We start from the raw sequence: 26,709 nt of genomic DNA, 5'->3' as shown, positions 1-26,709 counted from the left end.
GAACCCAGGGCAAAGTTGATGCTGAATTCAGTGGCGCATTTACAGGGCCCTTTCTCCGGATTAGGCGCACTTTTCGCTGGGACTTGCTTGTTGTTAGCGCCCAACTCGCCTTCCGCAGCCGTGTGCGTGGCCTTACCGGTCTTCTCCGTATGGACCGCGGCGTTCTGGCCATGGGCATTGCGCTTGCGCCACAGGGTCACGGCGCTGGAGAGGATCTGCAGCAGCCAGCCGATGGAGTTCTGCACATTTTTATCGTCGAGCTTGCTCAACTGCGTGCGCAGTTCCGGGCCCATCGCGCGCAGTTTGCCGGTCTCGGTGGTGATCTGTTTCTGGAGATCGTTTGGCAGCAGATTCTGCGCGACGCTGTTGACCATCCCTTTGCCTGCCGCTTTCAAGGCGCTGTTGGCGGCCGCTAAAAAGTTGTCGGCCGTCGCGAGGGGGTCGTTGAGCAGTTGGCCGCGGCCGACGCTTGCTCTTGCGCTGGCTTCCTCCAGATCACCCTTGGCATCCAGCCGGCCAAGGGCTGTTGTTTCGATACCGGTGGCAATCTCGTTGATGATTTCTTCGCCGAGCTTGCCAGCGTCCGCCAGAATCCCCGGTAACTTGCGTTTGGCTTGCTCAACAAAGTCATCGAGGGTGCCGATGATCGAGGCGTTCAGGTGACCGACCAGCACCTCGATCACCGAGGTGCTGAGCAACAACTTGCTGCTGGCCCTCATCTCCTGTCGCACCAGAAACAGCGTCGGCCGCAGGGTCATGCGCGCCGCCGCCATCGACGGCGGCAAAGGCAATACGCCAATCAGGTTGATGCCAAGGCTGGCCCACGTGAGCAAGTCGCGTTGCTTGGCGTCCGACAGGGTGACGATGTCACTCAGCGCATCGACCAGCGCCATGATGTTGCCGACCACCGGCAAGAAGCCGGCGTAGTTCTTGATCCGGTCAAGCGTAACCACACCATCGGTGGCGGATTGCAGCCAGGCATCGAAAGCCGCCGCACTGCTGGCGACGTCCTGAACGTCGATGGCATTGAGTGGAGCGATGGCAGCTTGGGGCTCACGTTTTGCGACAGCAGTTTCAGTGGTCATTACGGCATCTCACCCGCCAACAAGGGCCGGGCTTTGCGGGCAAAAAGTTGAAGACCTCAGCGAGCGGGCGACAACAAGCCGCCTCACAGAGGTACGCATCAAAGTGAAAAAACGGGATTAGCTGACGACAGCGCCTTTCGGGCCGCTGGCGATCAAGGCGGCGCCGCAGGCGGTTTTCATGCCGTCCAGTGCGATGGGGGTGCCATCGACGGTATAGGTGCTGCTGCCCTCGGCAATCGGGAAAACCCCTTTGCACAACGGGCAGCTGACCTTGTGCCCGACCCCGGCAATCGGCTTGCCGTTGAGGTCGGTGCGGGAGAAGGCTTCGAGGACTTTGCCACCGTGAGTGGTGGAGTCGCCCAAGCGAATTGCGTCTTTCATTGCGTCATTCCTTTGACCGAGGATGGCTGGCTCGGCGAGCAATCCTGTCTTTCCTGCCTGCGTTCAGCAGGCGTTAGTGCCGATTTGATATCAAAATCCGTGCCAGCCACTATATGGCCATTACGCAGCAAGGGTTTGCGCCGGATGACTGCGGGATAAATCGATTTTTGCTGGGGAAAACGGTTCAAAGTGCGCAAGAAGTTGCGCAGTGCTGTGCAACTTCTTGCGCACTCGGCTACAGGGCCCGTGTGACATGGGCTGGAGACTATTGACGGGCGTTTTTTTGACGACAGGTGCGCAAGAAGTTGCGCAGTTGGGCGGCTGATCGATTTCTGACAAATCGATGGCGATTGCTTTGGCTTCATCGCGAACAGGGGAAGGCCGGCAGTGGATCTTCAGCAGGTTCGAGGTCTGTTTCGCGGTATCCTGCGGGTTCTGATTACGGACGCTTTTCCATGCTGGTGATTTCCAACAACGTGCATCTGCCGGATGCCGAGATCGAACTGACCGCCATCCGCGCGCAAGGCGCCGGTGGGCAGAACGTCAACAAGGTCTCCAGCGCCATGCACTTGCGCTTCGACATTCCGGCCTCGTCCTTGCCCGAGTTCTACAAGGAGCGGCTGCTGGCGCTGCGTGACAGTCGCATCACCAGCGATGGCGTGCTGATCATCAAGGCCCAGCAATACCGCACGCAGGAAGCCAACCGCGCCGATGCGCTGGAGCGTCTGGTCGAGCTGATTCTCAGCGCGACCAAAGTCGAAAAGAAACGCCGTCCGACCAAGCCGACCCTCGGCTCAAAGAAGCGTCGGCTCGAATCGAAAACCAAGCGCGGCAGCATCAAGGCCGGGCGCGGCAAAGTGGACTTCTAGTCTTCGCGATACTTGGCGGTGTGCTTGTACAGATACACGCTCAGTGCCAATCCGCTTAGCGCGGCGAGGGCGGCGAACAGGAAGATGGACGCAAAACCGAAGCCTGCCGCAATCGCCCCGGCCAGCGGCCCGGTGATCCCCAGCGACAAGTCGATGAACAGCGAATAGGCGCCGACCGCTGCGCCACGGCTGGATGCGGGCACCAGATTCACCGCTTCCACGCCCAGCGCCGGGAACACCAGCGAGAAACCAAACCCGCTCAACGCCGCACCGGCCAGCGCCCAGTGCGCGTCCGGCGCCAGCCACAACAGCAGCAGACCAAGGGTTTCCACCGACAAACAGGCAATCGCCACGCGAAAGCCGCCGAGGCGGTTGATCAGGTTGCCGAACAGCAGCCGCGCGCCGATGAAGCTGGCGCCGAACAGGCTCAGGCACAACACGGCGTTGTCCCAATGCTGAGTCGCGTAATACAGGGTGATGAAGGTGGCGATGGTGCCGAAGCCGATCGAGCCCAGCGCCAGACCGCAGCCATGGGGAAACACTTTACCGAGCACATGCATGAACGGCAGACGCTCGCCGGCGACAATCGGTGCCGGCGTTTTTGGCCAGGCCAGCAACAGGCCCAGCGCGGCGAGCAGGATGATGCTGACGCCCATGCTCCACAGACCCAACTGGCTGACCAGCCACACACCGAACGGTGCGCCGACCGCGAGTGCGCCATAACTGGCGATACCGTTCCAGGAAATCACCTTGGCGGTGTTTGCTGCGCCGACGCGACCGATGCCCCAGCCGATCGAGCCGGAGCCGACGAGGCTTTCCGCGCTGCCCAGCACCAGTCGACCGATCAACAGACTGATCAAACTGAGCATCGGCATGCTCGGTGTCCACGCCGAAATCAGCATGAACACACCGCTCAAGCCACACCCGGCGAGGCCAATCATCACCGCGCGTTTGCTGCCCTGGTTGTCGATGATCTTGCCAGCATACGGACGGCTGAGCAGGGTGGCGAGGTATTGCACACTGATCACCAGGCCGGCGATCACCGCACCAAAGCCCAGGTCACTGTGGACATAGCCCGGCAATACCGCGAGCGGAATACCGATGTTCAGGTATCCGATAAAGGTGAAGAGGACGATGGAAACGACTTGCAGCGTAACCGCCAGGGGGCGCTGGGGTTCTGGCATAGAGGACGACATGGGTAACGATCCACGGGAACGGCAGATTAGATAGGCTGCTTATGATACCGACGCCGACGGATCTGGGGCGGGAAAAGTAAAACTATTTGCTGGATGGCGACATCAAGGTTTGGCGGGGGCAACCAGCTGCGTGGTGACCAGCGCGGCCAGAGCGTTTTCCTCTGTGCCGAAACGGGCGAGCAGGGCGGCTTGTTTCTCGGGCGAGAGACGATTCCAGATCTCGATCATTTTCTCGGTGGCGCCGATCAGTACGGCAGCTTGGCTTTCGGAGAATTCGTCGGTCATGGCGGGCTCGGGGTTCAGGCAGTGTGGAAAGCGCATGTTAGCGCTTTCCACACGGTCTGTACGACGGGTCTTACTCTTCGTTGTCGGCCGGGCGGCTCTCAACGGCTTCTTTCGGCTCGGGCTGTAGGGCGCCGGCTTGTTGCGTGGTCGTCTGCTCAGGTACGTGCAGGCTTGGGAAGGGGAGATTAGGAATCTCGTGCATGGTTGCGCTCCTCGCTAAGTCTGTTGATAGATCTGGTAGATCCGCGCTTTTAGAAAGCCTGCGAAGGATACAGCAGGAAAAATGACAATCAGACTTTTAATTCAAATTAATGCGACAGATGGCCGCAGGGGAGGCCCAGACGAGAGATTGATCGTTCCAACGCTCTGCGTGGGAATGCCTCAATGGACGCTCTGCGTCCGCTGTTGGGACGCAGAGCGTCCCGGGCTGCATTCCCACGCGGAGCGTGGGAGCGAGCAATGGGAGGGATTATTTGCAGACGTTGGCGATGGCTTCGGCCAGCAAGGCGAGGCGCGTAGCGTCGATACCGGCAACGTTCGCCCGGCCCGAGCTGACCATGTACACGCTGTGATGCTCACGCAGTTGTTTCACTTGCTCCGGCGACAGCCCGGTGTAAGAGAACATCCCGCGTTGCACACCAATGTGCGCAAAACGTTCACGCAAGCCGTGCGGCTCCAGCGCTTCAACCAGGCCGCTGCGCAGTTGCGCAATACGCAGACGCATGGCTTCCACTTCATCGGCCCAACGGGCTTTCAGTTCTGGATCGGCGAGGATGGTCGCGACCACTGCCGCGCCGTGATCCGGCGGTGTCGACCACAGGTTGCGGGCAATGTTGGCCAGTTGGCTGCGGATGTCGATGAGCTTGTCGGCGGTTTTCGCGCAGACGATCAGCGCACCGGTACGGTCGCGGTACAAACCGAAGTTCTTAGAGCAGGAACTGGTGATCAGCAGCTCGGGCACCTCTGCCGCGAACAAGCGGGTTGACCAGGCATCCTGCTCCAAGCCATCGCCAAAGCCCTGGTAGGCAAAGTCGATCAGTGGCAGCAGATTGCGGCTGCGCACCACGTCCAGTACACGCTGCCAGTCATCATGGCTCAAGTCAAAACCGGTCGGGTTGTGGCAGCACGCGTGCAGCAGTACCACATCACCTTTCGGCACTTCGTTGAGCACCGCGAGCATGGCTTCGACGTCGAGGCGGTTGTCGCTGCCCACGTATGGGTAGTGACTGACCTTGACCCCGGCCGTGGCGAAAATGGTTTCGTGGATCGGCCAGGTCGGGTTGCTCAGCCACACGCCTTTGCCCGGCAGGCATTGGGCGATGAAGTCGGCGGCCAGACGCAGGGCACCGGTGCCGCCCGGGGTCTGAGTAGCGCCGGCACGCTGTTCGGCGATCAGCTTCGAGTCGGCGCCGAGCACCAGCTCATTGATGACTTTGCCGAACAGCGGGTTGCCGTGGCCACCGATGTAGGTCTTGGTGTCCTGGCTTTCGACCAGCCGCGCTTCGGCGATTTTCACCGCTTCCGGGATCGGCGTCAGGCCCTGAGCGTCCTTGTAGACGCCAACGCCCAAGTCGAATTTGCGCGGGTTGCTGTCCTGCGCATACGCCTCCATCAAGCCGAGGATCGGGTCGCCGGGTACCCGGCCGATGGCGTCAAAATGCATTACTTGCGTCCTTCTGCAGTCTTGGCCACTTCGTCAGTACGCGCGGCCATGATGAAGTCGTTGCGGTGCAGACCTTTGATCGAGTGGCTCCACCAGGTCACAGTGACTTTGCCCCACTCGGTCAGCAGGCCCGGGTGATGACCTTCGGCCTCGGAGATCTCGCCGACAGCGTTGGTGAAGGCCAGTGCGTGTTTGAAGTTCTTGAACAGGAAGACCTTCTCCAGTTGCATGATGCTGTCGCGCACTTCGATGTTCCAGTCAGGGATCTGCTTGATCAGGATCGGCAGTTCTTCGTCGCTGACTTGTGGCGCATCGGCGCGGCAGGCTTCGCAGTGGGCTTGGTTCAAAGTCGACATGGTGTATTCCTGAAATCGAGTGTGTTTTTTTTATTAAAGCGTTTGAGCTGTCAATGCCGTCACGCTAAACCAAAGTGGCGGCGACTGACAGGCTCAATTGTCAGCAAAAGTCGCGGTTCACGCGGCTTTCGGTTTCGGCGGAAATTTCGGTGCATGCAGACCCAGCTGCATGCCTTGGCGAACCATGGCCATGATGTCTTCATGGGCCACATCGAACAGACGCTTGAGGTTCGGCAGGACAAAGTACAGCGGTTGCAGGATGTCGATGCGATACGGCGTGCGCATGGCTTCGAGCGGATCGAAGGCTTGATGCTCAGGCTCGTCCGACAGCGAGTAAACGGTTTCTTTCGGTGAGGACAGGATGCCGCCGCCGTAGATGCGTTTGCCTTGTGGGGTGTCGACCAGGCCGAACTCGATGGTCATCCAGTACAGACGCGCTAGATAAACGCGTTCTTCCTTGGTGGCCTGCAAACCGAGTTTGCCGTAGGTGTGGGTGAATTCGGCGAAATACGGGTTGGTCAGCAGCGGGCAGTGACCAAAGATCTCGTGGAAAATATCCGGCTCTTGCAGGTAGTCCAGCTCTTCGCGGGTACGAATGAATGTAGCGACCGGAAATTGCTTGCTGGCCAGCAGTTCAAAAAACGTCTGGAAGGGGATCAGCGCCGGAACGCGGGCGACCTGCCAACCGGTGGTCTCGCCGAGCACCTTGTTGATCTCGCCGAGTTGCGGAATGCGGTCGTGGGGCAGACCGAGTTTTTCGATACCGTCCAGGTATTCCTGGCAGGCACGCCCTTCGATCACTTTTAGCTGGCGAGTGATCAGCGTGTTCCACACCGCATGTTCTTCGGCGGGGTAGTCGATAAAACCTTGCGCATCGGGCTCGCGGGCCACGTATTGCGTCTGCTTCATACTGCTCTCCTGCTAGGGGAATTCGTTCTTGTTATGTCCAGCGATGGATTCAGAATTACCTGAGAGCGGGTTGATGTGCAGCAGGTTGAATGGCCTGCGCGTAGGAAATTTCTCTTTAATTCGTAAAGTTATCGTTACGGTTTGACGGATATCTCGCTTTTACGGTGATTCACGGGTTTGAAAAGGCCGATGGCTGTCACATAATCTTGACAACTATCTGCGTGCCACCATAGAAAAGTCTGGCGCGGTCCCCTGTAGGAATGAGCCTGCTCGCGATAGCGGTGTATCAGTCAGCATCAATATCAACTGACCCAAAGCCATCGCGAGCAGGCTCACTCCTACAGGTTTCTCATCGTTTATTCGGGCGATTTATATGCGCATCAAAGTCCACTGCCAGAACCGCATCGGCATCCTGCGCGACATTCTCAACCTGCTGGTTGCCTACGGCATCAACGTCGCGCGCGGCGAGGTCGGTGGCGAGCATGGCAATGCGATCTACCTGCACTGTCCGAACCTGATCAATATTCAGTTTCAAGCGCTGCGCCCCAAGTTCGAAGCGATCGCCGGGGTGTTTGGCGTCAAGCGGGTAGGGCTGATGCCCAGCGAGCGGCGGCACATGGAGTTGAATGCGCTGCTCGGCGCACTGGAGTTTCCGGTGTTGTCGATCGACATGGGTGGCTCGATCGTCGCGGCCAACCGCGCGGCGGCGCAGTTGCTCGGTGTGCGCGTTGATGAGGTGCCGGGGATTCCGTTGTCGCGCTACGCCGAAGATTTCGACTTGCCGGAACTGGTGCGCGCGAATAAATCGCGAATCAATGGCATGCGGGTCAAGGTCAAGGGCGATATCTTTCTGGCCGACATCGCACCGCTGCAATCGGAGCACGACGACAGTGAAGCGATGGCCGGTGCCGTGCTGACCTTGCATCGCGCCGACCGCGTTGGCGAGCGCATCTACAACGTGCGCAAGCAAGAGTTGCGTGGCTTCGACAGCATCTTCCAGAGTTCGAAAGTCATGGCCGCCGTGGTGCGGGAAGCGCGGCGTATGGCACCACTGGATGCGCCGCTATTGATTGAAGGCGAAACCGGCACCGGTAAGGAGTTGCTGGCGCGTGCCTGCCACCTCGCCAGTCCGCGCGGGCAGTCGCCGTTGATGGCGCTTAACTGCGCCGGCCTGCCCGAGTCGATGGCCGAGACCGAGTTGTTCGGTTATGGCCCGGGTGCGTTCGAAGGCGCGCGCGCTGAGGGCAAGCTTGGGCTATTGGAGTTGACCGCGGGCGGCACATTGTTTCTCGACGGCGTCGGTGAAATGAGCCCGCGCTTGCAGGTGAAGTTGCTGCGCTTTCTACAGGACGGTTGCTTCCGACGGGTCGGCAGTGATGAAGAGGTTTATCTGGATGTGCGGGTGATCTGCGCCACCCAGGTGGACTTGTCTGAGCTGTGCGCACGCGGTGAGTTTCGCCAGGATTTGTATCACCGCTTGAACGTGCTCTCCTTACACATCCCGCCGCTGCGCGAATGCCTCGACGGGTTAACCCCACTGGTAGAGCATTTTCTTGATCAGGCCAGTCGGCAGATCGGCTGCTCGCTGCCGAAACTGGCGCCGGCGGCGATGGATCGCCTCAGTCATTACCACTGGCCGGGCAACGTGCGGCAGTTGGAAAACGTTTTGTTCCAGGCAGTTTCACTGTGCGATGGCGGCACGGTGAAAGCTGAGCATATTCGTCTGCCGGATTACGGCGTGCGTCAGCCGCTTGGCGATTTCTCGCTGGAGGGTGGGCTGGACGAGATTGTCGGGCGCTTCGAGAAAGCAGTGCTGGAGCGGCTGTATTCCGAGCATCCGAGCAGTCGGCAGTTGGGTAAGCGGCTGGGGGTTTCGCACACCACGATTGCCAACAAACTGCGTGAATATGAGGTCGGCAAAGATCCCGAAGCTTAAGATCAAAAGATCGCAGCCTTCGGCAGCTCCTACAGGAATACGCATTTCAAATGTAGGAGCTGCGGCACGCTGCGATCTTTTGATCTTTTGCCGCCAAGCGGCATAACACCGCCGGTTTTTCGACTTCGATACATTTCAAATTTCCTCTCGCCATCCCTCAAGTCCTTTGTTTACCGGGCCTTTGTGCGCCAGAAAAAAGTTGGTCTGCAAATTGCTTATGGCTCAGCAGTACAGCGGTGGGCGGCAAACGTCCGGCATGCAGAGGAAAGAGTGTGGACAAGTACCTTTATGTGGCAATGACCGGCGCCAGCCAGAATGCGCTGGCGCAAAAGGCGCATGCCAACAACCTGGCGAACATCTCCACCAACGGTTTTCAGCGCGACCTGGAGCAGGCGCGTTCGATGCCGGTGTTCGGTGACAGCTTTCCGGCGCGTGCGTTTGCCATGAGCGAACGGCCCGCCACCGACTTCACCCCGGGCTCGCTGGTGCAGACCGGCCGCGACCTTGACGTCGCGGTGACCGGCAACGGTTTCATTGCCGTACAGAACCCTAACGGCGGCGAAAGCTACGTGCGCACCGGCAGCCTCAATGTCGACGCCCTCGGCGTGCTGCGCGCCGGCAACGGCATGCCGGTGATCGGCAACGGCGGTCCGATCGCCGTGCCGCCCGAGCAGCAGATCGAAGTCGGTGAAGACGGCACCATCAGTATTCGTGCGATGGGCGAAGGCCCGCGCGTCATGGCGGAAGTCGACCGGATCAAACTGGTCAACCCGGACATCAAGAACATGAACAAGGGCCTCGACGGCTCGATCTACACCAAGGACGGCCAGCCTGCGCCGGCCGATGCCAACGTCAAGCTGGTGTCGGGTTTCCTTGAGTCGAGCAACGTCAACGCCGTTGAAGAGATGACCTCGGTGCTGGCCTTGGCCAAGCAGTTCGAGTTGCACGTCAAAATGATGAACACCGCCAAAGACGACGACCAGGCCATGGCTCGGGTCTTGCAGATCAGCTAATTATCAGAACGTCGCGCCGTAAAACAGGCGCACGAGGAGAATCGAATGCTTCCGGCTCTATGGGTTGCCAAAACCGGTCTGTCCGCCCAGGACACCAACCTGACCACCATTTCCAACAACCTGGCAAACGTGTCGACCACGGGTTTCAAACGTGATCGCGCCGAGTTCCAGGACTTGCTCTATCAGATCAAGCGTCAACCAGGCGCTCAGTCGACCCAGGACAGCGAACTGCCGTCGGGTCTGCAACTGGGTACCGGTGTGCGCATTGTCGGCACCCAGAAAAACTTCACCGCCGGCAGCCTGCAAACCACCGAGCAGCCGCTGGACATGGCTATCGACGGTCGCGGTTTCTTCCAGATTCTGCAGCCGGACGGCACCACGTCGTACACCCGTGACGGTACCTTCCACCTCGATTCCAATGGCCAGATTGTTAACGCCAGTGGTTTCGCTCTGGAACCGGCCATTGTCATTCCGAACGATGCCCAGACCTTCACCGTCGGCCGTGACGGCACGGTGTCCATCACTGTCGCTGGCAACGCCGCGTCGCAGGTGATCGGCAACCTGCAAACCGCCGACTTCATCAACCCGGCCGGTCTGCAAGCCGTGGGCAACAACCTGTTCCTGGAAACTGCCGCTTCCGGCGCGCCGCAAGTCGGCACCCCGGGTCTGGCCGGTTTCGGTACCACCCTGCAGAACACCCTGGAAACCTCCAACGTCAGCACCGTTGAAGAGATGGTCAACATGATCACCACTCAGCGCGCTTACGAGATGAACTCCAAGGTGATCTCCACCGCTGACCAGATGCTCTCGTTCGTAACGCAGAATCTGTAATCAAGTCTATGAGGCGGCCATGAGGTCGCCTGCAACACCGTGAGGTAGGGTCATGAATCGCTTTGTATCTGTTCTGGCATTGAGTGGGGTCGTCTCGCTCGCGGGCTGCGTCGCCCCGACGCCCAAGCCCAATGACCCTTACTACGCCCCGGTGTTGCCGCGCACACCGTTGCCGGCTGCGGCCAACAACGGCTCGATTTATCAGGCTGGCTTCGAGCAGAACCTGTACAGCGATCGCAAGGCTTTCCGGGTCGGTGACATCATCACCATCACCCTGAACGAGCGCACACAGGCGAGCAAGAACGCCAACTCGCAGATGGACAAGAACAGCGATAACAGTGTCGGTCTGACTTCGTTGTTCGGCTCCAGCCTGACCACCAACAACCCGATTGGTGGCGGTGACCTGAGTCTGAACGCCGGCTATAGCGCTGACCGTTCGACCAAGGGCGACGCCAAGTCCGGGCAGAGCAACAGCCTGACCGGTTCGATCACCGTAACCGTCGCTGACGTGCTGCCCAACGGCATCATCGCCGTGCGCGGCGAGAAGTGGCTGACACTGAACACCGGTGACGAACTGGTGCGCATCGCCGGCCTGGTGCGCGCCGATGACATCGCCACGGACAACACCGTGTCGTCGACCCGGGTCGCCGATGCACGCATCACCTACTCGGGTACCGGCGCATTTGCCGATACGAGTCAGCCAGGCTGGTTCGACCGTTTCTTCCTCAGCCCGCTGTTCCCTTTCTAGGTGGCTACGTTGAATCTGAAAAGCTTCATGCTGGCGGCGACCCTGATGTCCGCCGCTTTTGGTGCCCACGCCGAGCGGCTGAAAGATATCGCCAGCATTTCCGGCGTGCGTTCCAACCAGTTGATCGGTTACGGCCTGGTGGTCGGGCTTAACGGCACCGGCGACCAGACGACGCAAACCCCGTTCACCCTGCAGACCTTCAACAACATGCTCTCGCAGTTCGGCATCAAAGTGCCGCCGGGATCGGGCAACGTGCAGTTGAAAAACGTCGCGGCGGTGTCGATCAGTGCCGACTTGCCGGCGTTCGCCAAGCCCGGTCAGCAGGTCGACATTACCGTGTCCTCGATCGGTAACTCCAAGAGCTTGCGCGGCGGTACGCTGTTGCTGACCCCGCTCAAGGGTATCGACGGCAACGTCTACGCAGTTGCTCAGGGTAACCTCGTGGTCGGCGGTTTCGACGCAGAGGGCCGTGACGGATCGAAGATCACCGTCAACGTTCCGTCGGCCGGTCGCATCCCTGGCGGTGCCTCGGTGGAACGTTCGGTACCGAGTGGTTTCAACCAGGGCAACAGCCTGACGCTGAACCTCAACCGTTCCGACTTCACCACCGCCAAACGTATCGTCGACAAGATCAACGACATGCTCGGCCCTGGCGTTGCGCAAGCCATCGATGGCGGTTCGATCCGCGTCACCGCGCCACTCGATCCGAGCCAGCGCGTCGACTACCTGTCGATCCTGGAAAACCTCGAAGTCGATCCGGGTCAGGCGGTGGCGAAAGTCATCATCAACTCGCGTACCGGTACCATCGTCATCGGCCAGAACGTGAAAGTGTCGCCAGCCGCCGTGACCCACGGCAGCCTGACCGTGACCATCACCGAAGACCCGATTGTCAGCCAGCCCGGCCCGCTATCCAATGGCCAGACCGCTGTCGTGCCACGCTCGCGGGTGAATGCCGAGCAGGAAGCCAAACCGATGTTCAAGTTCGGCCCGGGCACCACCCTCGACGAGATAGTGCGGGCGGTGAACCAGGTCGGCGCGGCACCGGGTGACTTGATGGCCATTCTCGAAGCCTTGAAGCAGGCCGGCGCGTTGCAAGCCGACCTGATCGTGATCTGAGGCCAACCCTTATGGATATGCGCAAAAGCGGTCTGGTCAGCAGTAGCGATTCGGGTTCCTACTCGGACCTCAATCGCCTGAACCAGCTCAAGGTCGGCGACAAGAACAGCGATGCGAACCTGCGCAAAGTGGCGCAGGAATTCGAATCGCTGTTCCTCGGCGAGATGCTCAAGTCGATGCGCTCGGCGACCAACGCCTTGGGTGAAGACAACCCGCTGAACACGCCGGCGGCCAAGCAGTATCAGGAAATGTACGACCAGCAACTGGCCGTTTCCATGTCCCGCGAGGGCGGTGGTATCGGTCTGGCCGACGTGCTGATGCGGCAGATGTCGAAGAACAAACCGCTGGCGCCGGGTGAGGCTGCGGCCGCGTCCGCCGCCAAGCAGGAAGAGGCCAAGGCGAAAGCTGCGGCCGTGGTCACACCGGTTGCCGCTGGCACCGTTGCTACCAACGGTCCATTGTCGCGGCTCAATGGCGAGCGTCCGTTGTGGGCTTCGCGTTCGGTGAGCGCGCCGAACACGCAACTGGCTCATCGCAATGACATGGAACTGATCAATCAGCGTCGTCTGGCTCTGCCACCGAAACTGGCCGATCGTTTGCTCGCAGGCCTGGTGCCATCGGCTACGCCGGCAGTGGCCACGCAATTGCCGCAACGCGCGACTACCGCGGCCACCACTGGCGCCGGCCCGCTGTACAACGGCGACTGGCTGGCACGCGCCGAGGGCGAAAAAGCCTCCGGCGGGCAGATGCAGATTTACGGTCGCGCCATGGCGCAGATCCCGTTGGCGCCGGCGAAGAAAGCCTTCAGTTCCGCCGACGAATTCGTCAACACCATGCTGCCGATGGCCAAGGAAGCGGCCGACCGCATCGGCGTCGATCCGCGTTATCTGGTGGCGCAAGCGGCGCTGGAAACCGGTTGGGGCAAGTCGGTCATGCGCGCCCAGGATGGCAGTAGCAGCCACAACCTGTTCGGCATCAAGGCGAGCAGCAGCTGGAAGGGCGATTCGGCCCGCGCGATCACCAGCGAGTTCCGTAATGGCGAGATGGTCAAGGAGACGGCCGAGTTCCGTTCCTACGCCTCGTACAAGGACAGCTTCCACGATCTGGTGACTTTGCTGCAGAGCAATAATCGCTATCAAGATGTCGTGAAGTCTGCCGATAACCCAGAACAGTTTGTACGCGAGTTGCAAAAGGCCGGTTACGCCACCGACCCGAACTACGCAAGCAAGATTTCGCAGATAGCCAAGCAGATGAACAGTTTCCAAAACTACGCTGCGGCGGGTGTATCCACCACGCCTTTATAAGGCACAAGGTATAAGGTCTGAACCATGAGTTTGCTCAATATCGGGATGTCGGGACTGTCGGCCAGCCAGTCCTCTTTGGCTACGACAGGCAACAACATTGCCAACGTCGACACCGCCGGTTATTCACGTCAGCAAACCGTGCAGGGCACCAAATCCTCGCAGCAGTACGGCACCGTGTTCATCGGTACGGGCACCACCCTGGCTGACGTGCGCCGGGTGTACAACTCGTACCTGGAAAGCCAACTGCACACTGCTACTTCGCTCGACAGCGAATCGGCCGCGTTTCTGGCCCAGGCCACGCCGCTGGACTCCATGTTGTCGGACACCAACACCGGCCTGACCGGCGTGCTGCAAAAATTCTTTACCACGATGCAGGGCGTTTCGACCTCGGCGACCGATGACACTTCCCGTCAATCGGTGCTGACCGGTGCGCAGGCGCTGACCAGTCGTTTCAACACCATTGCCAAACAGCTCAACGATCAGAACACCACCCTCAACGGCAGCCTGGGTGACATGACGGCCCAGGTGAACAAGCTGGCCACCTCGATTGCCAACCTGAACCAGAAGATCGGCGAGATCTCCACCAGCGGTGGTGCGCCGAACGATCTGCTCGACAGCCGCAACGAAGCCGTACGCCAGCTCTCCGAACTGACCGGTGCACAGATCGTCGAGCGTGGCACCAGTTTCGATGTCTACATCGGCAGCGGTCAGCCGTTGGTGATTGGCAATACCACCAACACGCTGAGCATGGTCGCAAGCAAAGACGACCCGTCGCGCATGGCCATCCAGATGGATCGCGGTTCGAGCACCATCGACATCACCTCGGCGATGAGCGGTGGCGAAATCGGTGGCCTGCTGACTTACCGCAAAGAAGTCCTCGACCCGTCGCTCAACGAGCTGGGCCGAGTGGCGCTGGTGATCGCTGATCAGGTCAACAGCCAGCAAGCGCAAGGCATCGACAAGAACGGTGACTTCGGTGCGGCGATTTTCAACAACATCAACAGTGCCGCGCTGATCAGTTCGCGCAGCATCGCGCAGTCGGGCAACAGCACCGGTTCCGGAAACCTCGATGTCACCATCAAGGACACCGGCAAGCTGACCACCAGCGATTACCAAGTGACGTTCACCAGCGCCACGGACTACACCGTCAAGCGTTCCGACGGCACCGACATGGGCGCCTTCAGCACCACAACCAATCCGCCGCCAGTGATCGACGGATTCACCCTCGCCCTCAAGGGTGGGGCATTGAGCGCCGGTGACAGCTTCAAAATCACCCCGACCCGCAATGCGGCGGCGAGCATCCAGACGGTGCTCACCGATCCGAAGAAAATCGCTGCGGCCGGTCCGTTGACCGGTGTGGCCAGCGCCAGCGGTCTGGGCACCTTCACCCAGCCGACGCTGAACAGCAAGATCGATATTTACAACCCGACTTCCCAGGCTGACATGCAGGCGGCGCTGAAGAATTCGACGCCGGTGAAACTGGTGTTCGGTGCGGTCTCCGGGGGCAGCCAGTCTTACACTTTTGTGGATGCCAAAGGCGGCCTCATCAGCAGCGGCACTATCGTTCCCGGTCAATCGAACGCGCTGGAACTTAAAGTCGGCATCGTCGATGCCAGCGGCAACCCGGTGCTGGACACCAGCGTTACGCCGAACGTACAGAAAACCTTCTCCGTACAGACCACTGTTGGCGGCACGCCGAAGCCTGGCGAAACCTTCACCATGAACCTCACCGGTGCGGCGTCCTCGGACAACCGCAACGCGCAATCGCTGGTCGCCCTGCAAACTGCGCAGACCGTCGATACCGGTTCCGCCAGCAAAGGCATCAGCCTGACTGACGCTTACAACAAGCTGGTGACCAACGTCGGCACCAAGACCGCTCAAGGCAAGTCTGACAGCGCCGCCACCACGGCGATTCTGGACAACGCCAAAGGCGCGCGCGATTCGCTGTCCGGCGTCAACCTGGATGAAGAAACCGGCAACCTGGTCAAATACCAGCAGTACTACACAGCGTCTTCGCAGATCATCAAAGCTGCGCAGGAAACTTTCGCCACGCTGATCAACAGCCTTTAAGGAGTCGTAATTCATGCGCATTTCCACCGCCCAGTATTACGGCACGCAAGCGTCGGACTATCAGCGTAACTTCAACAAGGCTGTCGCCACCGCCAGCGAGGCGAGCAGCCTGCAGCGCATCACCAATGCGTCCGATGATCCGATCGGTGCCGGGCGTTTGCTGCAATTGGGTCAGCAGGCGGCGATGCTGGATCAGTACAAGACCAACGTCGACACCACCAAAAGTTCGTTGACTGTGCAGGAGTCGACACTGGACTCCATCACCACCGCATTGGCACGCGCCAAGGAACTTGCCCTGGCGGCCAACAACGGCACGGCCACCGACAAGGACCGCCAGGCTTATGCTTCGGAACTGGGCCAGATCCAGCAACAAGTGCTGGGCCTGATGAACTCCAAGGATGCCAGCGGCAATTACCTGTTCTCCGGTTCGAAAACCGATACCGCGCCGTACTCGCAGAACGCCGATGGCACCTACTCCTACAACGGTGACCAGACCACGATCAATCTGGGCATCGGCGACGGCATGACTGTTGGCACCAACACCACCGGTTGGGCCGCTTTCCAGCAGACCATCAATACCGCGCGCACCAACGTCACCATGACTGCGCCGGCCGTGGACGACGGCCGCGTTGTGCTGTCCAACGGTACGGTCGGCACTGCCGCCACCTATGATTCCAAGTTCACTGCCGGCCAGCCGTACACCGTCAGCTTCCTCAGCAGCACCCAGCTGAAAATCACTGATGCCCTGGGCAATGACGTGACCGCTGAAGCGAGCCAGAACGGTCTGGTCAGCAACAGCAGCGGCGCCAACCAGACGGTGAGCTTCCGTGGCGTCGACATGAAGTTGAATATCAACTTGAAGACCGGCGACACCAACCCGGACGCGGTGATAGCTGGCCACAGCTTCCAGTTGTCGACCGCGCCGGACTCGTTCACCACCACGCGCAGCCCGGGTAACCCGTCGACCGCCGTGATCACCGGCTCCAGCATCACCGACCAGGCCGCCTACACCGCGGCATTCCCGCAGGGCGGCGCCGTCCTCAAGTTCACCAGCGCCACCGCGTTCGATCTGTACGCAGCGCCGGTCACTGCCGACAGCAAACCCGTGTCCTCAGGCACTATCGTGGGTAACAACGCTACTGCGGCGGGCGTCACGTTCGCACTGGGCGCTGCCCCGGCTGCCGGTGATCAGTTTTCGATCCAGCCGAACGACCACCAGACCCAGAACGTGCTCGACACCCTGGGTCAGATGATCACGGCGTTGAACACTCCGATCGATGGGGATCCGGTGGCCAAGCAGAAATTCCAGGGCGCAATGGAAGCGGGCCTCGGCAACATCGACGCGGCCAACAATCAAATCGGCGCCGCGGTGACCGAGATTGGAGCACGTGGTCAGGCGCTGGATATGCAGGCCGTCACCAATGACAGCCTGAGCACCGCGAACACCACCACTCAAGGCTCCATTCGCGATTCGGATCCGGCTGAAGTGATGACTCGTTTGACCCTGCAGCAGACCATGCTGCAAGCTTCGCAGCTTGCGTTCAGCAAGATCAGCCAGTTGGGTCTGTTCAACAAGATCTGATCCTCAACGGGGCGCGTAAGCGCCCGTTTGCCTTGTCCCTCAGTCATGTTTTTTAGCGGTATCAAGGGCTCGCTTTTCCGAGCGGGCTCGTACCGCCTGTGAGCCCGCCGTGAATTCACTTCCTCTTGTCAGCCTCGTTATTCCCGCCTTCAATCCGCGCTTTTTCGAGCGGACGCTGAACAGCGCCGTCAGCCAGAATTACGCCAATCTTGAAATCATCGTATGCGATGACAATCGTGGCCACGAGATCGAAGACATCGTTACGCAGGTGACAGAGCAGACCGGGTTTGCAGTGCGTTACGTGCGCAACTCACGAACGCTGGGCCTGGTTGGTAACCTGAAGGCCTGCCTTGAGCAAGCCCGGGGCGAGTTCATCAAATTCCTGTGTGACGATGATCTGCTGTATTCGGCCTGTATCGAACAGCAAGCCCATGAGATGCAGCGCGAAGAAGTCAGTCTGGTGGTCGCGCAACGGTTGCTGTGGGATGCCAACGACATCATCCTGCCCGCACGTCTGGAAAACAGCTCGTTATCGCCGGCCAGTGGCTTGCTCAAAGGCGACGACGTACTAAGCATCTTCGAAAAATTTCCAGTCAACGTGCTCGGCGGTTTCAGCAGCGCAATGTTCCGGCGCGCCGACGTCGCCGAACTGCTGCCGGCCCTTACCGAGGATGGAGCCTGCTTCGTCGCGACCCTGGATTTTGCCTTGTATGTCTGCCTGCTGCGGCGCGGCAACCTGGTGGTCTCCAACAATGTGCTGAGTGCCGAACGACTTTACCCCGAGCGTCTGAGCGCGCAGCAACCGATGAAAGACGCGGCGGAGATCGAGCGCGAGTGGATCTCGCAAATGCTCAAGGTCCGCAGCGGAGAGTCGGCGCCTGCGCCGGGATGGGTGCGCTATGTGCAATTGACCAAGGCCGACGAGACACCTCGGGTCTGGGAAGAACTGCCGCTGAGCCGTACCCTGGGTTCCAAGCAGAGCCGTCAGGAATTGGGGGTCGGTGTCGACAGCTTCAGTTTCGGCGAACTCTATGCGCAGTGGCTGGCGTGTCGGGTGCTGACCGCGGCACAGCGCAAATGGCTGCCGGAAACCCTCGCCGGCTGGTCGCATCAGCCGCGCATCGTGCCGATCATCATTGATGGGCAAGGCAGCCGCGATGGTCTGGAACGTACGCTTGATGCGCTCGCCGCTCAGGATTATCCGCCGGAGCTGGTGCTGGTGCTGTCCACGGTTTGCAGCGAAGCGAAGCTGGACGGTCGGGTGTTCCACATGCCGTTGCAGGGTGACGGCCTGGAGCAGATCAACGCTCTGCTGCCGCAACTGGAAGGCGCCGACTGGTTTTATCTGCTGCAGCCAGGTGACTGCCCGGTGGTGCCAGCGTTGTTGGTGATGGCCGATCGCATTGCGCACGCAAGCTCGTTGACATGCCTATACAGCGACGAAGGCAGCCTGCGCGATGGCGAGTCGGCAGAGCCTGCGTTCAAACCTGATTTCAACCTTGATCTCATGCGTAGCTATCCCTACGTCGGGCGCGCCTTGGCATTCCAGCGCGAACGGTTTCTGGCCCTTGGCGGTTTTACCTCGACGTTCGCCGAACTGGCGCCCCACGATGTGCTGTGGCGCATGGTTGAAAGTGATGGCCTGCAAGTCGTCGGGCACATTGCTGAAGTGCTGCTGGAGTCGAAATACGACCTGTCGCAATGGCTTATCAATCCCGGCGTCGTCGAGCAAAGTCCGCGAATCCTCGAAGCGCATCTGCAACGCCTTGGCATCGCTCATGAAGTCCGTGTCGGTAATAGCGGGCTGCTCAATCGTGTCGACTATCACCATGCCCGGCGCCCGCTGGTGTCGGTGGTCATTGTCACGCAGGACCAGACCGCCGCGTTGCAGCGCTGCGTCGAGACCCTGCTGGAAAAGACTGCCTACACCGAGTACGAATTGCTCTTGGTCGACAACGGCAGCGAAAGCGCCGAAGCGCTGGCGTGGCTGGACGGTATGGCGCAAATGGGCAGCGAGCGGATACGTGTGCTGAGCTACCTGCAAAAGGGCAATGCGGCAGCGGTGCACAACTTTGCCGTCGGCCAGGCGCGCGGTGAGTATGTGCTGATGCTCAATGCCTTCGCTGTAATCACCCAGAGCGATTGGCTCGACGAACTGCTCAATCATGCGCAACGACCGGAGGTCGGGGTGGTCGGCGCCAAGCTGTTCAACCCGGACGGTGGCGTGCTGCACGCGGGTCTGATTCTTGGCTTGAACGGGCCGGTCGGGTTGCCGTTCTATGGCCAGCCGATGCAGTCGGAAGGGTACATGCACCGCCTGCAAGCAGTGCATGACCTGAGTGCCGTCGGCGGTGACTGCCTGATGATTCGCCGGTCGGTGTACGAAGCGGTCGGCGGGCTGGACGAGCAGGACCTCAAGCAAACGCTCAATGTCGTCGATCTGTGTCTGCGTGTTGGCCGTGACGGTTATCTGGTGGTGCTCAACCCTCATGCGGTGCTGGCCGTGGGGGCACGGCCAAGTGCAATGGCGACGCCTGAGGAAGAAGCGCAGCACACCGAGGAGAGGGAGACGTTTTACCAGCGCTGGCTGCCGCTCGTGGCGCGCGATCCGGCCTACAACGTCAACCTGACGTTGCAGGGCGTGGGCGCCACCAACTTCAGTCTGGAGCCTGGCCTGCGCACCGGTTGGAGTGCGTTCTCCAAGGCACAGCTGCCCAATCTGCTGGTGGTGCCGATCAACGCTTCAGCCATCGGCCATTACCGCATGAGCCAGCCGATGATCGAGCTGGAAGCGGCCAATCGGGCAGAAGGGCGCATTTGCTACGGTTTGCCGTCGATCATCGATATCGAACGTCAGTCACCTGATGTGATCGTTCTGCAAGGGCGCTACTCGGAGCACGCCATCGATGAAATCCCACCGTTGAAAAAGTACTTCAACGCTCGACGGATCTTCGAACTCGACGACTACGTCATTGATGTTCCCCACCGCAATGCGCACATCCGTAATATGCCGAGCAAGCAGGACATGGAGCGTATGGTGCGGCGTGCCATCGGGCTGTGTGATCGCGCGGTCGTATCCACCGCGCCGCTGGCCAACGTGCTGTCGGACATGCACCACGACATTCGTGTCGTCCCTAACATGTTGGCCAAGGACTTGTGGGGCCACCTGCGCAGCCAGCGTCGGACCTCGAAGAAACCGCGGGTCGGCTGGGGCGGCGGCACCAGTCACCACGGTGATCTGGCGGTGATCGCCGAGGTTGTTCGTGAACTGGCCAATGAAGTCGACTGGGTATTTTTCGGCATGTGCCCGGATGATCTGCGGCCGTACATGCATGAGTTCCATGGCGTCATCGGCCTGGACGTGTACCCGGCGAAACTGGCCAGCCTCAACCTCGATCTCGCGTTGGCGCCGCTGGAATTCCATATCTTCAACGACTGCAAGAGCAACTTGCGGCTGCTGGAATACGGCGCCTGCGGTTACCCGGTGATCTGCACCGACACCGAGGCCTATCGCGGTTACTTGCCGTGCACGCGGATCAAGACCAACTCCACGGATGAATGGCTGCAAGCGATCCGCATGCACCTGGCGGATCCGGATGCCAGTTATCGCATGGGCGATGAATTGCGTGAGGTGGTGCTGCGCGATTACGTGTTGCGCGGCGATAACCTGCGCTACTGGGAATACGGCTGGCTGGCCGATTGATCGAGCCAGGCGTGATCTGAAAAAAACAGGCGACTTTTATAGTCACCTGTTTTTTTTTGCTTCTGAAAATCGTCTTTGCACCAGTTTCGATACAAATTTTTGCCGACGCTCAAGCTTCGCGTCTTTGCAGTCGATATCAACACATTCGTGGGTTTAGAGCGCTTGCCGCGAGGATGTTGATCGCCGCGCATGCCGGTACCGGTTCACAACAAGGCAAGGAAGAAGTAATGGCGGTTATTAACGGAACAAACGGCGCGGATACGCTGACGGGTACCAGTGGGGATGACGAGATCAACGGTCTGGCCGGTAATGATCTGATTAAGGGCAGTGCCGGTGCGGACAAGATTGATGGCGGTGACGGGACCGCTGACGTGGTGGATTACTCGGCGTCTGCGCAAGCGATCAACGTTGACCTCTCGGGTCTGGCCGGTACGGGGGGCGACGCTCAAGGCGATACCCTGACCAACATCGAGAAGGTTATCGGCACGGCGTTCAACGACACATTCACCGCGCAAAAGGGTGGCGCCACCTTTGAGGGCGGCGCAGGGAATGATGTTTACATCCTCAACAATGGCGGTACGGTGATCGAGCAAGCGGGGGGCGGCGATGATGAAGTGCGCTCCAGTTTTGGTCAGATCTATCTGAGCGCTAACGTCGAACGCCTGACGTATACCAGTACGGGGGATTTCATTGGCTGGGGCAATGCCAGCGATAACATCCTCACAGGTGGCGTTGGTAACGACTTGTTGTATGGCGGTGCGGGTGCCGATCAGTTTATAGGCGGCGCCGGTATCGACACCGCCAGTTATGGTGATAGCACCGTGGGTGTCAGCATCAACCTGAAAACCGGGGTCAATTCCGGGATCGCGGCGGGAGATACTTACGCTGGCATCGAGGTGATCAAAGGGTCGGGCGCGAATGACACGTTCATTGCCGACAGTCGGGTGTTCGCTTTTGATGGCAGTGGCGGAACTGGCGATGTGGTCGATTACTCGACATCGTCCGCAGCGATCACTGTTGATCTGGTTTCTGCAGGAACAGGTCGTGCCGGCATCGGTGGCGATGCTCAGGGCGATACGCTGACCGGTATCGAAAAAGTCATCGGTACGGCATTCAACGACACGCTCAGTGTCAATGGCGGTACGTTCACCCTGGAAGGCGGTGCCGGCGATGATGTGTACATCATCAATGGCACTCGCGTCACCACAGTGATCGAGCAGGCGGGTGGTGGCAACGATGAAGTGCGTACCAACTACGATATTCAATCGCTGGCCGCCGACGTCGAACGACTGACCTACACCGGTACAACGGCATTCACCGGTTACGGTAACGCCAGTGACAACATCATCACGGGTGGCATCGGCAACGATATATTGCTCGGCGGTGGCGGTGCAGACCAGTTCATCGGCGGTGCGGGCATGGACACCGTTGATTACACCGACAGTCCGGTGGGCGTGACGCTCAACTTCAAGACTGGAGTGAACTCCGGAATCGGCGCGGGTGATACCTACACGAGCATTGAGGCAATCAAGGGTTCGGGCGCCAATGACACGTTCATTGCCGACAGCCGAGTGTTTGCGTTTGATGGCGGTGGCGGAACCGGTGATGTGGTTGACTACTCGACATCTGCCGAGTCCATCAACGTCGATATCCGCAGCGGGGGAGCGGGTCGTGCCGGCATCGGCGGTGATGCTCAGGGCGATACCCTGTTCAATATCGAGAAGGTCATCGGCACGGCGCTCAACGACACATTCAATGTCGACGGTGCCACTGCAACGTTTGAAGGGGGGGGCGGCGATGACGTTTATGTCATCAATGGTGCCGGCGGTACGGTCATCGAACAGGCAGGTGGCGGCTATGACGAAGTGCGCAGCAACTTCGGCCAGATCTACCTGAGCGCCAATGTCGAGCGCCTCACCTACACCGGCTCCGGAGCATTCATTGGCTGGGGGAACGCCAGCGATAACATCATCACTGGCGGATCGGGCAATGATCTGTTTTACGGTGGTGCAGGTGCCGACCTGTTTATCGGCGGCGCGGGTATCGATACCGTCAGTTACAACGACAGTGCGGTGGGCGTCAGCATCGACCTGAAAACAGGGATCAATTCCGGTATTGCTGCTGGAGATACTTACGTCGGTATCGAGGCTTTCAGAGGCACAGCAATCAATGACGTTTTCATCGGCGCCGATACGGCCACCACTTTCGATGGTTTGGGTGGCTTCAATATGGTCAGCTACGAACACTCTGACGGTGCTATCACCATTGATCTGAAAACCGGTATCAATGCCGGCGATGCGGCTGGCGATACCTACGCCTCGATCCAGTTTTTCCAAGGCAGCAGCTTTGACGACACCTTGTCCGGAACGGCTTCTGGCGACAACTTGATCGGCGGTGCGGGCGCCGACCGGATTGACGGGCGCGAAGGGCATGACGTTGCCTGGTACGCCAACAGCACGGCTGGCGTGACGGTTAATCTGCAAACCAACATCAATCAGGGCGGGGATGCGCAAGGAGACGTCCTGCTCAACATCGAACGAGTCATCGGCAGCCAATACAACGACACATTGACGGGGACTTCAGCCGTTGATTTTCTCGAAGGCTATGCCGGGAGCGACGTTATTTATGGCGGTGACGGGGCAGACTACATCTACGGCGGTCTGGCGTCTTTGATCGGCCCTCTTACCAATCCAGGAGCCGATACCGGTGCGCAGGCTGACACGTTGTATGGCGGAAATGGTAACGACACCCTCCTGACTGCCGCCAATGACACCGGCAGCCGGGCTTACGGCGAGGCGGGCAGTGATGTTATTACAGTGAATTCCGGCATGGCCGATGGCGGTGAGGGCAACGATTTGCTCACAGGAACAGGTCTGGGCTTTGCTCTGTTTGGCGGTGCCGGGGATGATCAACTGGTGCTCAAATCCAGCGGTTTTGCCAATGGTGGTGAAGGTGACGACATTTACACGATCGGCACGCCGGGACTGGTGACGATCCAGGATGACGGTGTAAGTCATGGCGATAAGCTAGTGTTGTCGTACATCAAAAGCTCTGAATTGCAGATCGATCGTGTCGGCGATGATCTTTATCTGCACCGATTGAGTTTCAACGTGGGTGACACTCCACAGGAGGGTGTGCGGCTCAAAGACTGGTTCGCCGGTTCCGATACCATCGAGCAAATCCAGACGGCCAACGGAGAAGTCATCAACCTGCCGGCCAACAGTGACGCGTTTGCCATGTTTGGCTGATCGCTGAATCGAACACCATCGCTCCCGCAACGGGATTGAGGGTGTAGGCAATACTGCTGAGGGCGAACCCGATCTCCGGGTTCGCCCTTTCTTGTCTCTGGAGAAACCTTCTTACACACCCGTCGACACTTTCTCGTGTGCAGGCTCAAGGTTTGGGTTTTTGCAGTCGATACCTCTTTATTCGTTTACTCATCCGGCAGGGATTGCACGCTTGAACGGTCTCTCTCTGCCGACAGAACCGCTTTCAACAACAACGCAAGGAAGACGCAAATGTCAGTAGTGAATGGAACGAGTGAAGCGGATGTCCTCTTGGGCTCCGACGATAATGACGAACTCTATGGACTGGAGTCGGATGATGTACTGATCGGCAGTGCAGGTTCTGATGTGCTGGATGGCGGAGAAGGGTTCGACACGGCGACCTATTACGCGATGTCGTCGGGTGTCAGTGTCGAGTTCGGCAAAGATGCCACGACTGTCGCAGGGGCTGAAGGCAAGGTCGACACCCTCATCGGTGTCGAGAAAGTCTTCGGTACGTTCCACAACGATACGTTTACCAGTTCGGTCGGCGGTGTGACGTTCGAGGGTAGCGTCGGGGATGATCTGTACATCGTCGACAGTGAGGGTGTGGCAATTGTCGAGGAAGACAATGCGGGTTATGACGAACTGCGCACCAGCCTCAACACCCTCAAGATGGACCCGTTCATTGAAAAGCTGACCTTCACCGGCACCGGCGATTTCAAGGCTTACGGCAATGCCAGTGACAACGAAATCATTGGCGGTGCCGGTAACGACTGGCTGTGGGGTGGGGATGGTGCCGATCACTTCGTTGGTGGTAATGGCTACGATACGGTCAGCTATAGCGACAGTCTTGAAGGCGTGAGAGTCGAAGACTTTGCCAACTTTGACGGGCTGACCATTGCCTACGGTGACACCTTCACCGGCATTGAAGCGCTGCAGGGTTCGGGCTTCGATGATGTGATTTATCGTCACAAAGACTTTATGAGCATCGACGGTAGTGACGGCCATGACACCGTGAGTTATCGCTACGCTTTCGATCCGGTCAACATTTTGATCGGCGGCGGTGTCAACGCGGCGGGCGACACGCTGATTAATGTGGAAGAGGTTATTGGTTCCACCGATGCCGACCACTTCACCGTGAACACCAGTGGTGTGGTCGTCGCTGGCGGTGGCGGTGACGATGTCTACACAATCAACAGCACCGGTGTGACCGTCGAGGAAATCGAAGGCTACATGGGGGGGACCGATCGCGTGTACACCAGCCTGTCCGAGTTGAGACTGAGCGCGTTCGTTGAACATCTGACGTATACCGGCAGCGCTGACTTCGTCGGCTACGGCAATGACGAGAACAACACCATCGTCTCCGGCGCCGGCAATGATGTGCTGTTGGGCGGTGCGGGTGCCGATAACTTTGAGGGTGGCGCTGGTATCGACATCGTCAGCTATGACGACAGTAGCGAAGGCTTGAGCGCTTCGCTGAAATGGGGCGTGCAGAGTGGTATTGCGTTCCACGATGTTTACATCGATATCGAAGGCTTGCGTGGTAGCCAGTTCAATGACGTTCTTGAGGGCGACTGGGGCGATAACATTCTTGAAGGCGGCGCGGGCGACGACCAGATTCAGGGTGGCGATGGCAACGATCACATCTACGGCGGTCTGGCTTCAGGTCTCGACGTTGCGGGGCAGTCCGACAGCTTGTCCGGTGGTGCGGGTGATGATGTCATCGTTGCTGCGCGCGACGATCTGTTCACGTGGGTCAGCGGCGATGAGGGCAATGACATCATTACGCTCGGCCGTGGCCTCGCCCATGGCGGTCAAGGCAATGACGTGATCACCGGCACTGGTAGCCACTACACGTTGACAGGAGACGAAGGCGACGACCTGCTGATCCTCAATCTGGCCGGTCAGTCGACCTCCGGCGGCAGTGCCTATGGCGGTCAGGGCGATGACACCTACGTGGTCAACACCACCGGCCTGGTGACGATCCAGGATGAGGGCTGGGATCTGAACGACACCCTGATCCTCAACACGATCGCCAACGCCAGCCAGTTGAACGTTACCCGCATCGGTGATGACGCTTATCTGCACAGTGCCAATGACGGCAGCACTGGTGTGCCGGACAACGGCGTGAAACTGGCGGGCTGGTACGCCGGGTTCAACAACATCGAGCACATCCAGACCGCCGATGGTCAGGCGTTTGAGCTGCCGGTGAGTGGTGATGGGTTTGCCATGTTTGGGTAATCGTCTGCATTGTTGATCTGGCTTGTGGAAAGGGATGAATCTTTGGGTTCATCCCTTTTTTTGTCTGGGGCTTGGCGGCCTTTGGGCCGACCATGCTCTTGGGGGTTTGGGTGTGTATCCGTTGCTGCGGGTGTTGCTGATCAGGGTTCCGCCCT

The 26,709-nt window shown here is 59.4% G+C and carries 19 protein-coding genes and 1 pseudogene; 12 read left to right on the top strand and 8 right to left on the bottom strand.

The window, feature by feature from the left end; translation table 11 throughout:
• Both PMI23_RS14605 and PMI23_RS14600 read right to left on the bottom strand, forming a co-directional pair.
• Positions 1 to 1,085, bottom strand: a pseudogene (locus PMI23_RS14605) (RHS repeat-associated core domain-containing protein); the annotation flags it as partial.
• A gap of 117 nt (positions 1,086 to 1,202) precedes the next feature.
• Entirely contained in the window at positions 1,203 to 1,466 is a 264-nt protein-coding gene (locus PMI23_RS14600; RefSeq protein ID WP_007920142.1) for a PAAR domain-containing protein, read from the bottom strand.
• A gap of 455 nt (positions 1,467 to 1,921) precedes the next feature.
• Here PMI23_RS14600 and arfB point away from each other — a divergent pair, with 455 nt between their 5' ends.
• The gene (arfB, locus tag PMI23_RS14595) at positions 1,922 to 2,335 is read left to right on the top strand and encodes an alternative ribosome rescue aminoacyl-tRNA hydrolase ArfB (RefSeq protein ID WP_007920134.1); all 414 of its coding nucleotides are present in this window, start codon (positions 1,922 to 1,924) and stop codon (positions 2,333 to 2,335) included.
• Here arfB and PMI23_RS14590 read toward each other — a convergent pair.
• The 6 genes from PMI23_RS14590 to phhA all read right to left on the bottom strand — a co-directional run bounded on the left by PMI23_RS14590 (position 2,332) and on the right by phhA (position 6,744).
• Positions 2,332 to 3,519: an MFS transporter gene (locus tag PMI23_RS14590; RefSeq protein ID WP_177321057.1), complete on the bottom strand. Its 1,188-nt coding sequence runs from the start codon at positions 3,517 to 3,519 to the stop codon at positions 2,332 to 2,334. The genes arfB and PMI23_RS14590 overlap by 4 nt on opposite strands.
• 114 nt (positions 3,520 to 3,633) lie before the next feature.
• Positions 3,634 to 3,816, bottom strand: a complete 183-nt coding sequence (locus PMI23_RS14585; RefSeq protein WP_042704957.1) for a hypothetical protein — start codon at positions 3,814 to 3,816, stop codon at positions 3,634 to 3,636.
• 70 nt (positions 3,817 to 3,886) lie between these two features.
• Entirely contained in the window at positions 3,887 to 4,018 is a 132-nt protein-coding gene (locus PMI23_RS30170; RefSeq protein ID WP_007920128.1) for a hypothetical protein, read from the bottom strand.
• A 267-nt stretch (positions 4,019 to 4,285) separates the two neighbouring features.
• Positions 4,286 to 5,479, bottom strand: coding sequence for an amino acid aminotransferase (locus PMI23_RS14580; protein WP_007920125.1), 1,194 nt, complete (start codon positions 5,477 to 5,479; stop codon positions 4,286 to 4,288).
• Complete coding sequence (locus PMI23_RS14575; RefSeq protein WP_003222798.1) at positions 5,479 to 5,835, bottom strand: 4a-hydroxytetrahydrobiopterin dehydratase; 357 nt, start codon at positions 5,833 to 5,835, stop codon at positions 5,479 to 5,481. Before PMI23_RS14575 ends, PMI23_RS14580 begins: the two co-directional genes overlap by 1 nt.
• 117 nt (positions 5,836 to 5,952) lie before the next feature.
• Positions 5,953 to 6,744, bottom strand: coding sequence for a phenylalanine 4-monooxygenase (gene phhA / locus PMI23_RS14570; protein WP_007920123.1), 792 nt, complete (start codon positions 6,742 to 6,744; stop codon positions 5,953 to 5,955).
• A gap of 373 nt (positions 6,745 to 7,117) precedes the next feature.
• On the opposite strand from phhA, the gene PMI23_RS14565 reads away from it, so the two are divergent.
• The 11 genes from PMI23_RS14565 (at position 7,118) to PMI23_RS14515 (ending at position 26,554) form a co-directional block, all read left to right on the top strand.
• Positions 7,118 to 8,680, top strand: coding sequence for a sigma-54-dependent phenylalanine hydroxylase transcriptional regulator PhhR (locus PMI23_RS14565; protein WP_007920121.1), 1,563 nt, complete (start codon positions 7,118 to 7,120; stop codon positions 8,678 to 8,680).
• Positions 8,681 to 8,952: 272 nt separating this feature from the next.
• Positions 8,953 to 9,693 carry a flagellar basal body rod protein FlgF gene (locus PMI23_RS14560; RefSeq protein WP_007920119.1) on the top strand — a complete coding sequence of 247 codons (741 nt, stop codon included), beginning with the start codon at positions 8,953 to 8,955 and terminating at the stop codon, positions 9,691 to 9,693.
• Positions 9,694 to 9,738: 45 nt separating this feature from the next.
• Complete coding sequence (flgG, locus tag PMI23_RS14555) at positions 9,739 to 10,524, top strand: flagellar basal-body rod protein FlgG (RefSeq protein WP_007920118.1); 786 nt, start codon at positions 9,739 to 9,741, stop codon at positions 10,522 to 10,524.
• Positions 10,525 to 10,576: 52 nt separating this feature from the next.
• Positions 10,577 to 11,272 (top strand): flagellar basal body L-ring protein FlgH, encoded by a 696-nt coding sequence (gene flgH / locus PMI23_RS14550; protein WP_007920116.1) that lies wholly within the window; start codon positions 10,577 to 10,579, stop codon positions 11,270 to 11,272.
• Between the two features lie 27 nt (positions 11,273 to 11,299).
• A complete protein-coding gene (locus tag PMI23_RS14545; RefSeq protein WP_042704956.1) occupies positions 11,300 to 12,388 on the top strand; it encodes a flagellar basal body P-ring protein FlgI in 1,089 nt (362 codons plus the stop codon).
• Between the two features lie 11 nt (positions 12,389 to 12,399).
• The gene (flgJ, locus tag PMI23_RS14540; protein ID WP_007920112.1) at positions 12,400 to 13,692 is read left to right on the top strand and encodes a flagellar assembly peptidoglycan hydrolase FlgJ; all 1,293 of its coding nucleotides are present in this window, start codon (positions 12,400 to 12,402) and stop codon (positions 13,690 to 13,692) included.
• 24 nt (positions 13,693 to 13,716) lie between these two features.
• Positions 13,717 to 15,762 (top strand): flagellar hook-associated protein FlgK, encoded by a 2,046-nt coding sequence (gene flgK, locus PMI23_RS14535; protein ID WP_007920110.1) that lies wholly within the window; start codon positions 13,717 to 13,719, stop codon positions 15,760 to 15,762.
• A gap of 13 nt (positions 15,763 to 15,775) precedes the next feature.
• Positions 15,776 to 17,344: a flagellar hook-associated protein 3 gene (locus tag PMI23_RS14530; protein ID WP_007920107.1), complete on the top strand. Its 1,569-nt coding sequence runs from the start codon at positions 15,776 to 15,778 to the stop codon at positions 17,342 to 17,344.
• Between the two features lie 109 nt (positions 17,345 to 17,453).
• Positions 17,454 to 21,047, top strand: a complete 3,594-nt coding sequence (locus PMI23_RS14525; RefSeq protein ID WP_007920102.1) for a glycosyltransferase — start codon at positions 17,454 to 17,456, stop codon at positions 21,045 to 21,047.
• Positions 21,048 to 21,274: 227 nt separating this feature from the next.
• Positions 21,275 to 24,295, top strand: coding sequence for a beta strand repeat-containing protein (locus PMI23_RS14520; protein WP_007920100.1), 3,021 nt, complete (start codon positions 21,275 to 21,277; stop codon positions 24,293 to 24,295).
• A 270-nt stretch (positions 24,296 to 24,565) separates the two neighbouring features.
• Positions 24,566 to 26,554 carry a calcium-binding protein gene (locus tag PMI23_RS14515; protein WP_007920099.1) on the top strand — a complete coding sequence of 663 codons (1,989 nt, stop codon included), beginning with the start codon at positions 24,566 to 24,568 and terminating at the stop codon, positions 26,552 to 26,554.
• The last annotated feature ends 155 nt before the right edge of the window (positions 26,555 to 26,709 follow it).

This window comes from Pseudomonas sp. GM24, from assembly GCF_000282235.1.
Lineage (GTDB): Bacteria > Pseudomonadota > Gammaproteobacteria > Pseudomonadales > Pseudomonadaceae > Aquipseudomonas.
The sequence above is the reverse complement of the archived record's forward strand: the minus strand, read 5'-3'. Positions and strand labels throughout refer to the sequence as shown.

Excerpts from the sequence above, each read along its gene's own strand:
- PMI23_RS14590 (WP_177321057.1), bottom strand. The coding sequence starts at position 3,519 with ATGCCAGAACCCCAGCGCCCCCTGGCGGTTACGCTGCAAGTCGTTTCC.
- PMI23_RS30170 (WP_007920128.1), bottom strand. The coding sequence starts at position 4,018 with ATGCACGAGATTCCTAATCTCCCCTTCCCAAGCCTGCACGTACCTGAG.
- PMI23_RS14585 (WP_042704957.1), bottom strand. The coding sequence starts at position 3,816 with ATGACCGACGAATTCTCCGAAAGCCAAGCTGCCGTACTGATCGGCGCC.
- PMI23_RS14530 (WP_007920107.1), top strand. The coding sequence starts at position 15,776 with ATGCGCATTTCCACCGCCCAGTATTACGGCACGCAAGCGTCGGACTAT.
- flgJ (WP_007920112.1), top strand. The coding sequence starts at position 12,400 with ATGGATATGCGCAAAAGCGGTCTGGTCAGCAGTAGCGATTCGGGTTCC.
- arfB (WP_007920134.1), top strand. The coding sequence starts at position 1,922 with ATGCTGGTGATTTCCAACAACGTGCATCTGCCGGATGCCGAGATCGAA.
- PMI23_RS14600 (WP_007920142.1), bottom strand. The coding sequence starts at position 1,466 with ATGAAAGACGCAATTCGCTTGGGCGACTCCACCACTCACGGTGGCAAA.
- flgK (WP_007920110.1), top strand. The coding sequence starts at position 13,717 with ATGAGTTTGCTCAATATCGGGATGTCGGGACTGTCGGCCAGCCAGTCC.
- PMI23_RS14565 (WP_007920121.1), top strand. The coding sequence starts at position 7,118 with ATGCGCATCAAAGTCCACTGCCAGAACCGCATCGGCATCCTGCGCGAC.
- PMI23_RS14520 (WP_007920100.1), top strand. The coding sequence starts at position 21,275 with ATGGCGGTTATTAACGGAACAAACGGCGCGGATACGCTGACGGGTACC.
- PMI23_RS14545 (WP_042704956.1), top strand. The coding sequence starts at position 11,300 with ATGCTGGCGGCGACCCTGATGTCCGCCGCTTTTGGTGCCCACGCCGAG.
- PMI23_RS14580 (WP_007920125.1), bottom strand. The coding sequence starts at position 5,479 with ATGCATTTTGACGCCATCGGCCGGGTACCCGGCGACCCGATCCTCGGC.
- flgH (WP_007920116.1), top strand. The coding sequence starts at position 10,577 with ATGAATCGCTTTGTATCTGTTCTGGCATTGAGTGGGGTCGTCTCGCTC.
- flgG (WP_007920118.1), top strand. The coding sequence starts at position 9,739 with ATGCTTCCGGCTCTATGGGTTGCCAAAACCGGTCTGTCCGCCCAGGAC.
- PMI23_RS14515 (WP_007920099.1), top strand. The coding sequence starts at position 24,566 with ATGTCAGTAGTGAATGGAACGAGTGAAGCGGATGTCCTCTTGGGCTCC.
- phhA (WP_007920123.1), bottom strand. The coding sequence starts at position 6,744 with ATGAAGCAGACGCAATACGTGGCCCGCGAGCCCGATGCGCAAGGTTTT.
- PMI23_RS14575 (WP_003222798.1), bottom strand. The coding sequence starts at position 5,835 with ATGTCGACTTTGAACCAAGCCCACTGCGAAGCCTGCCGCGCCGATGCG.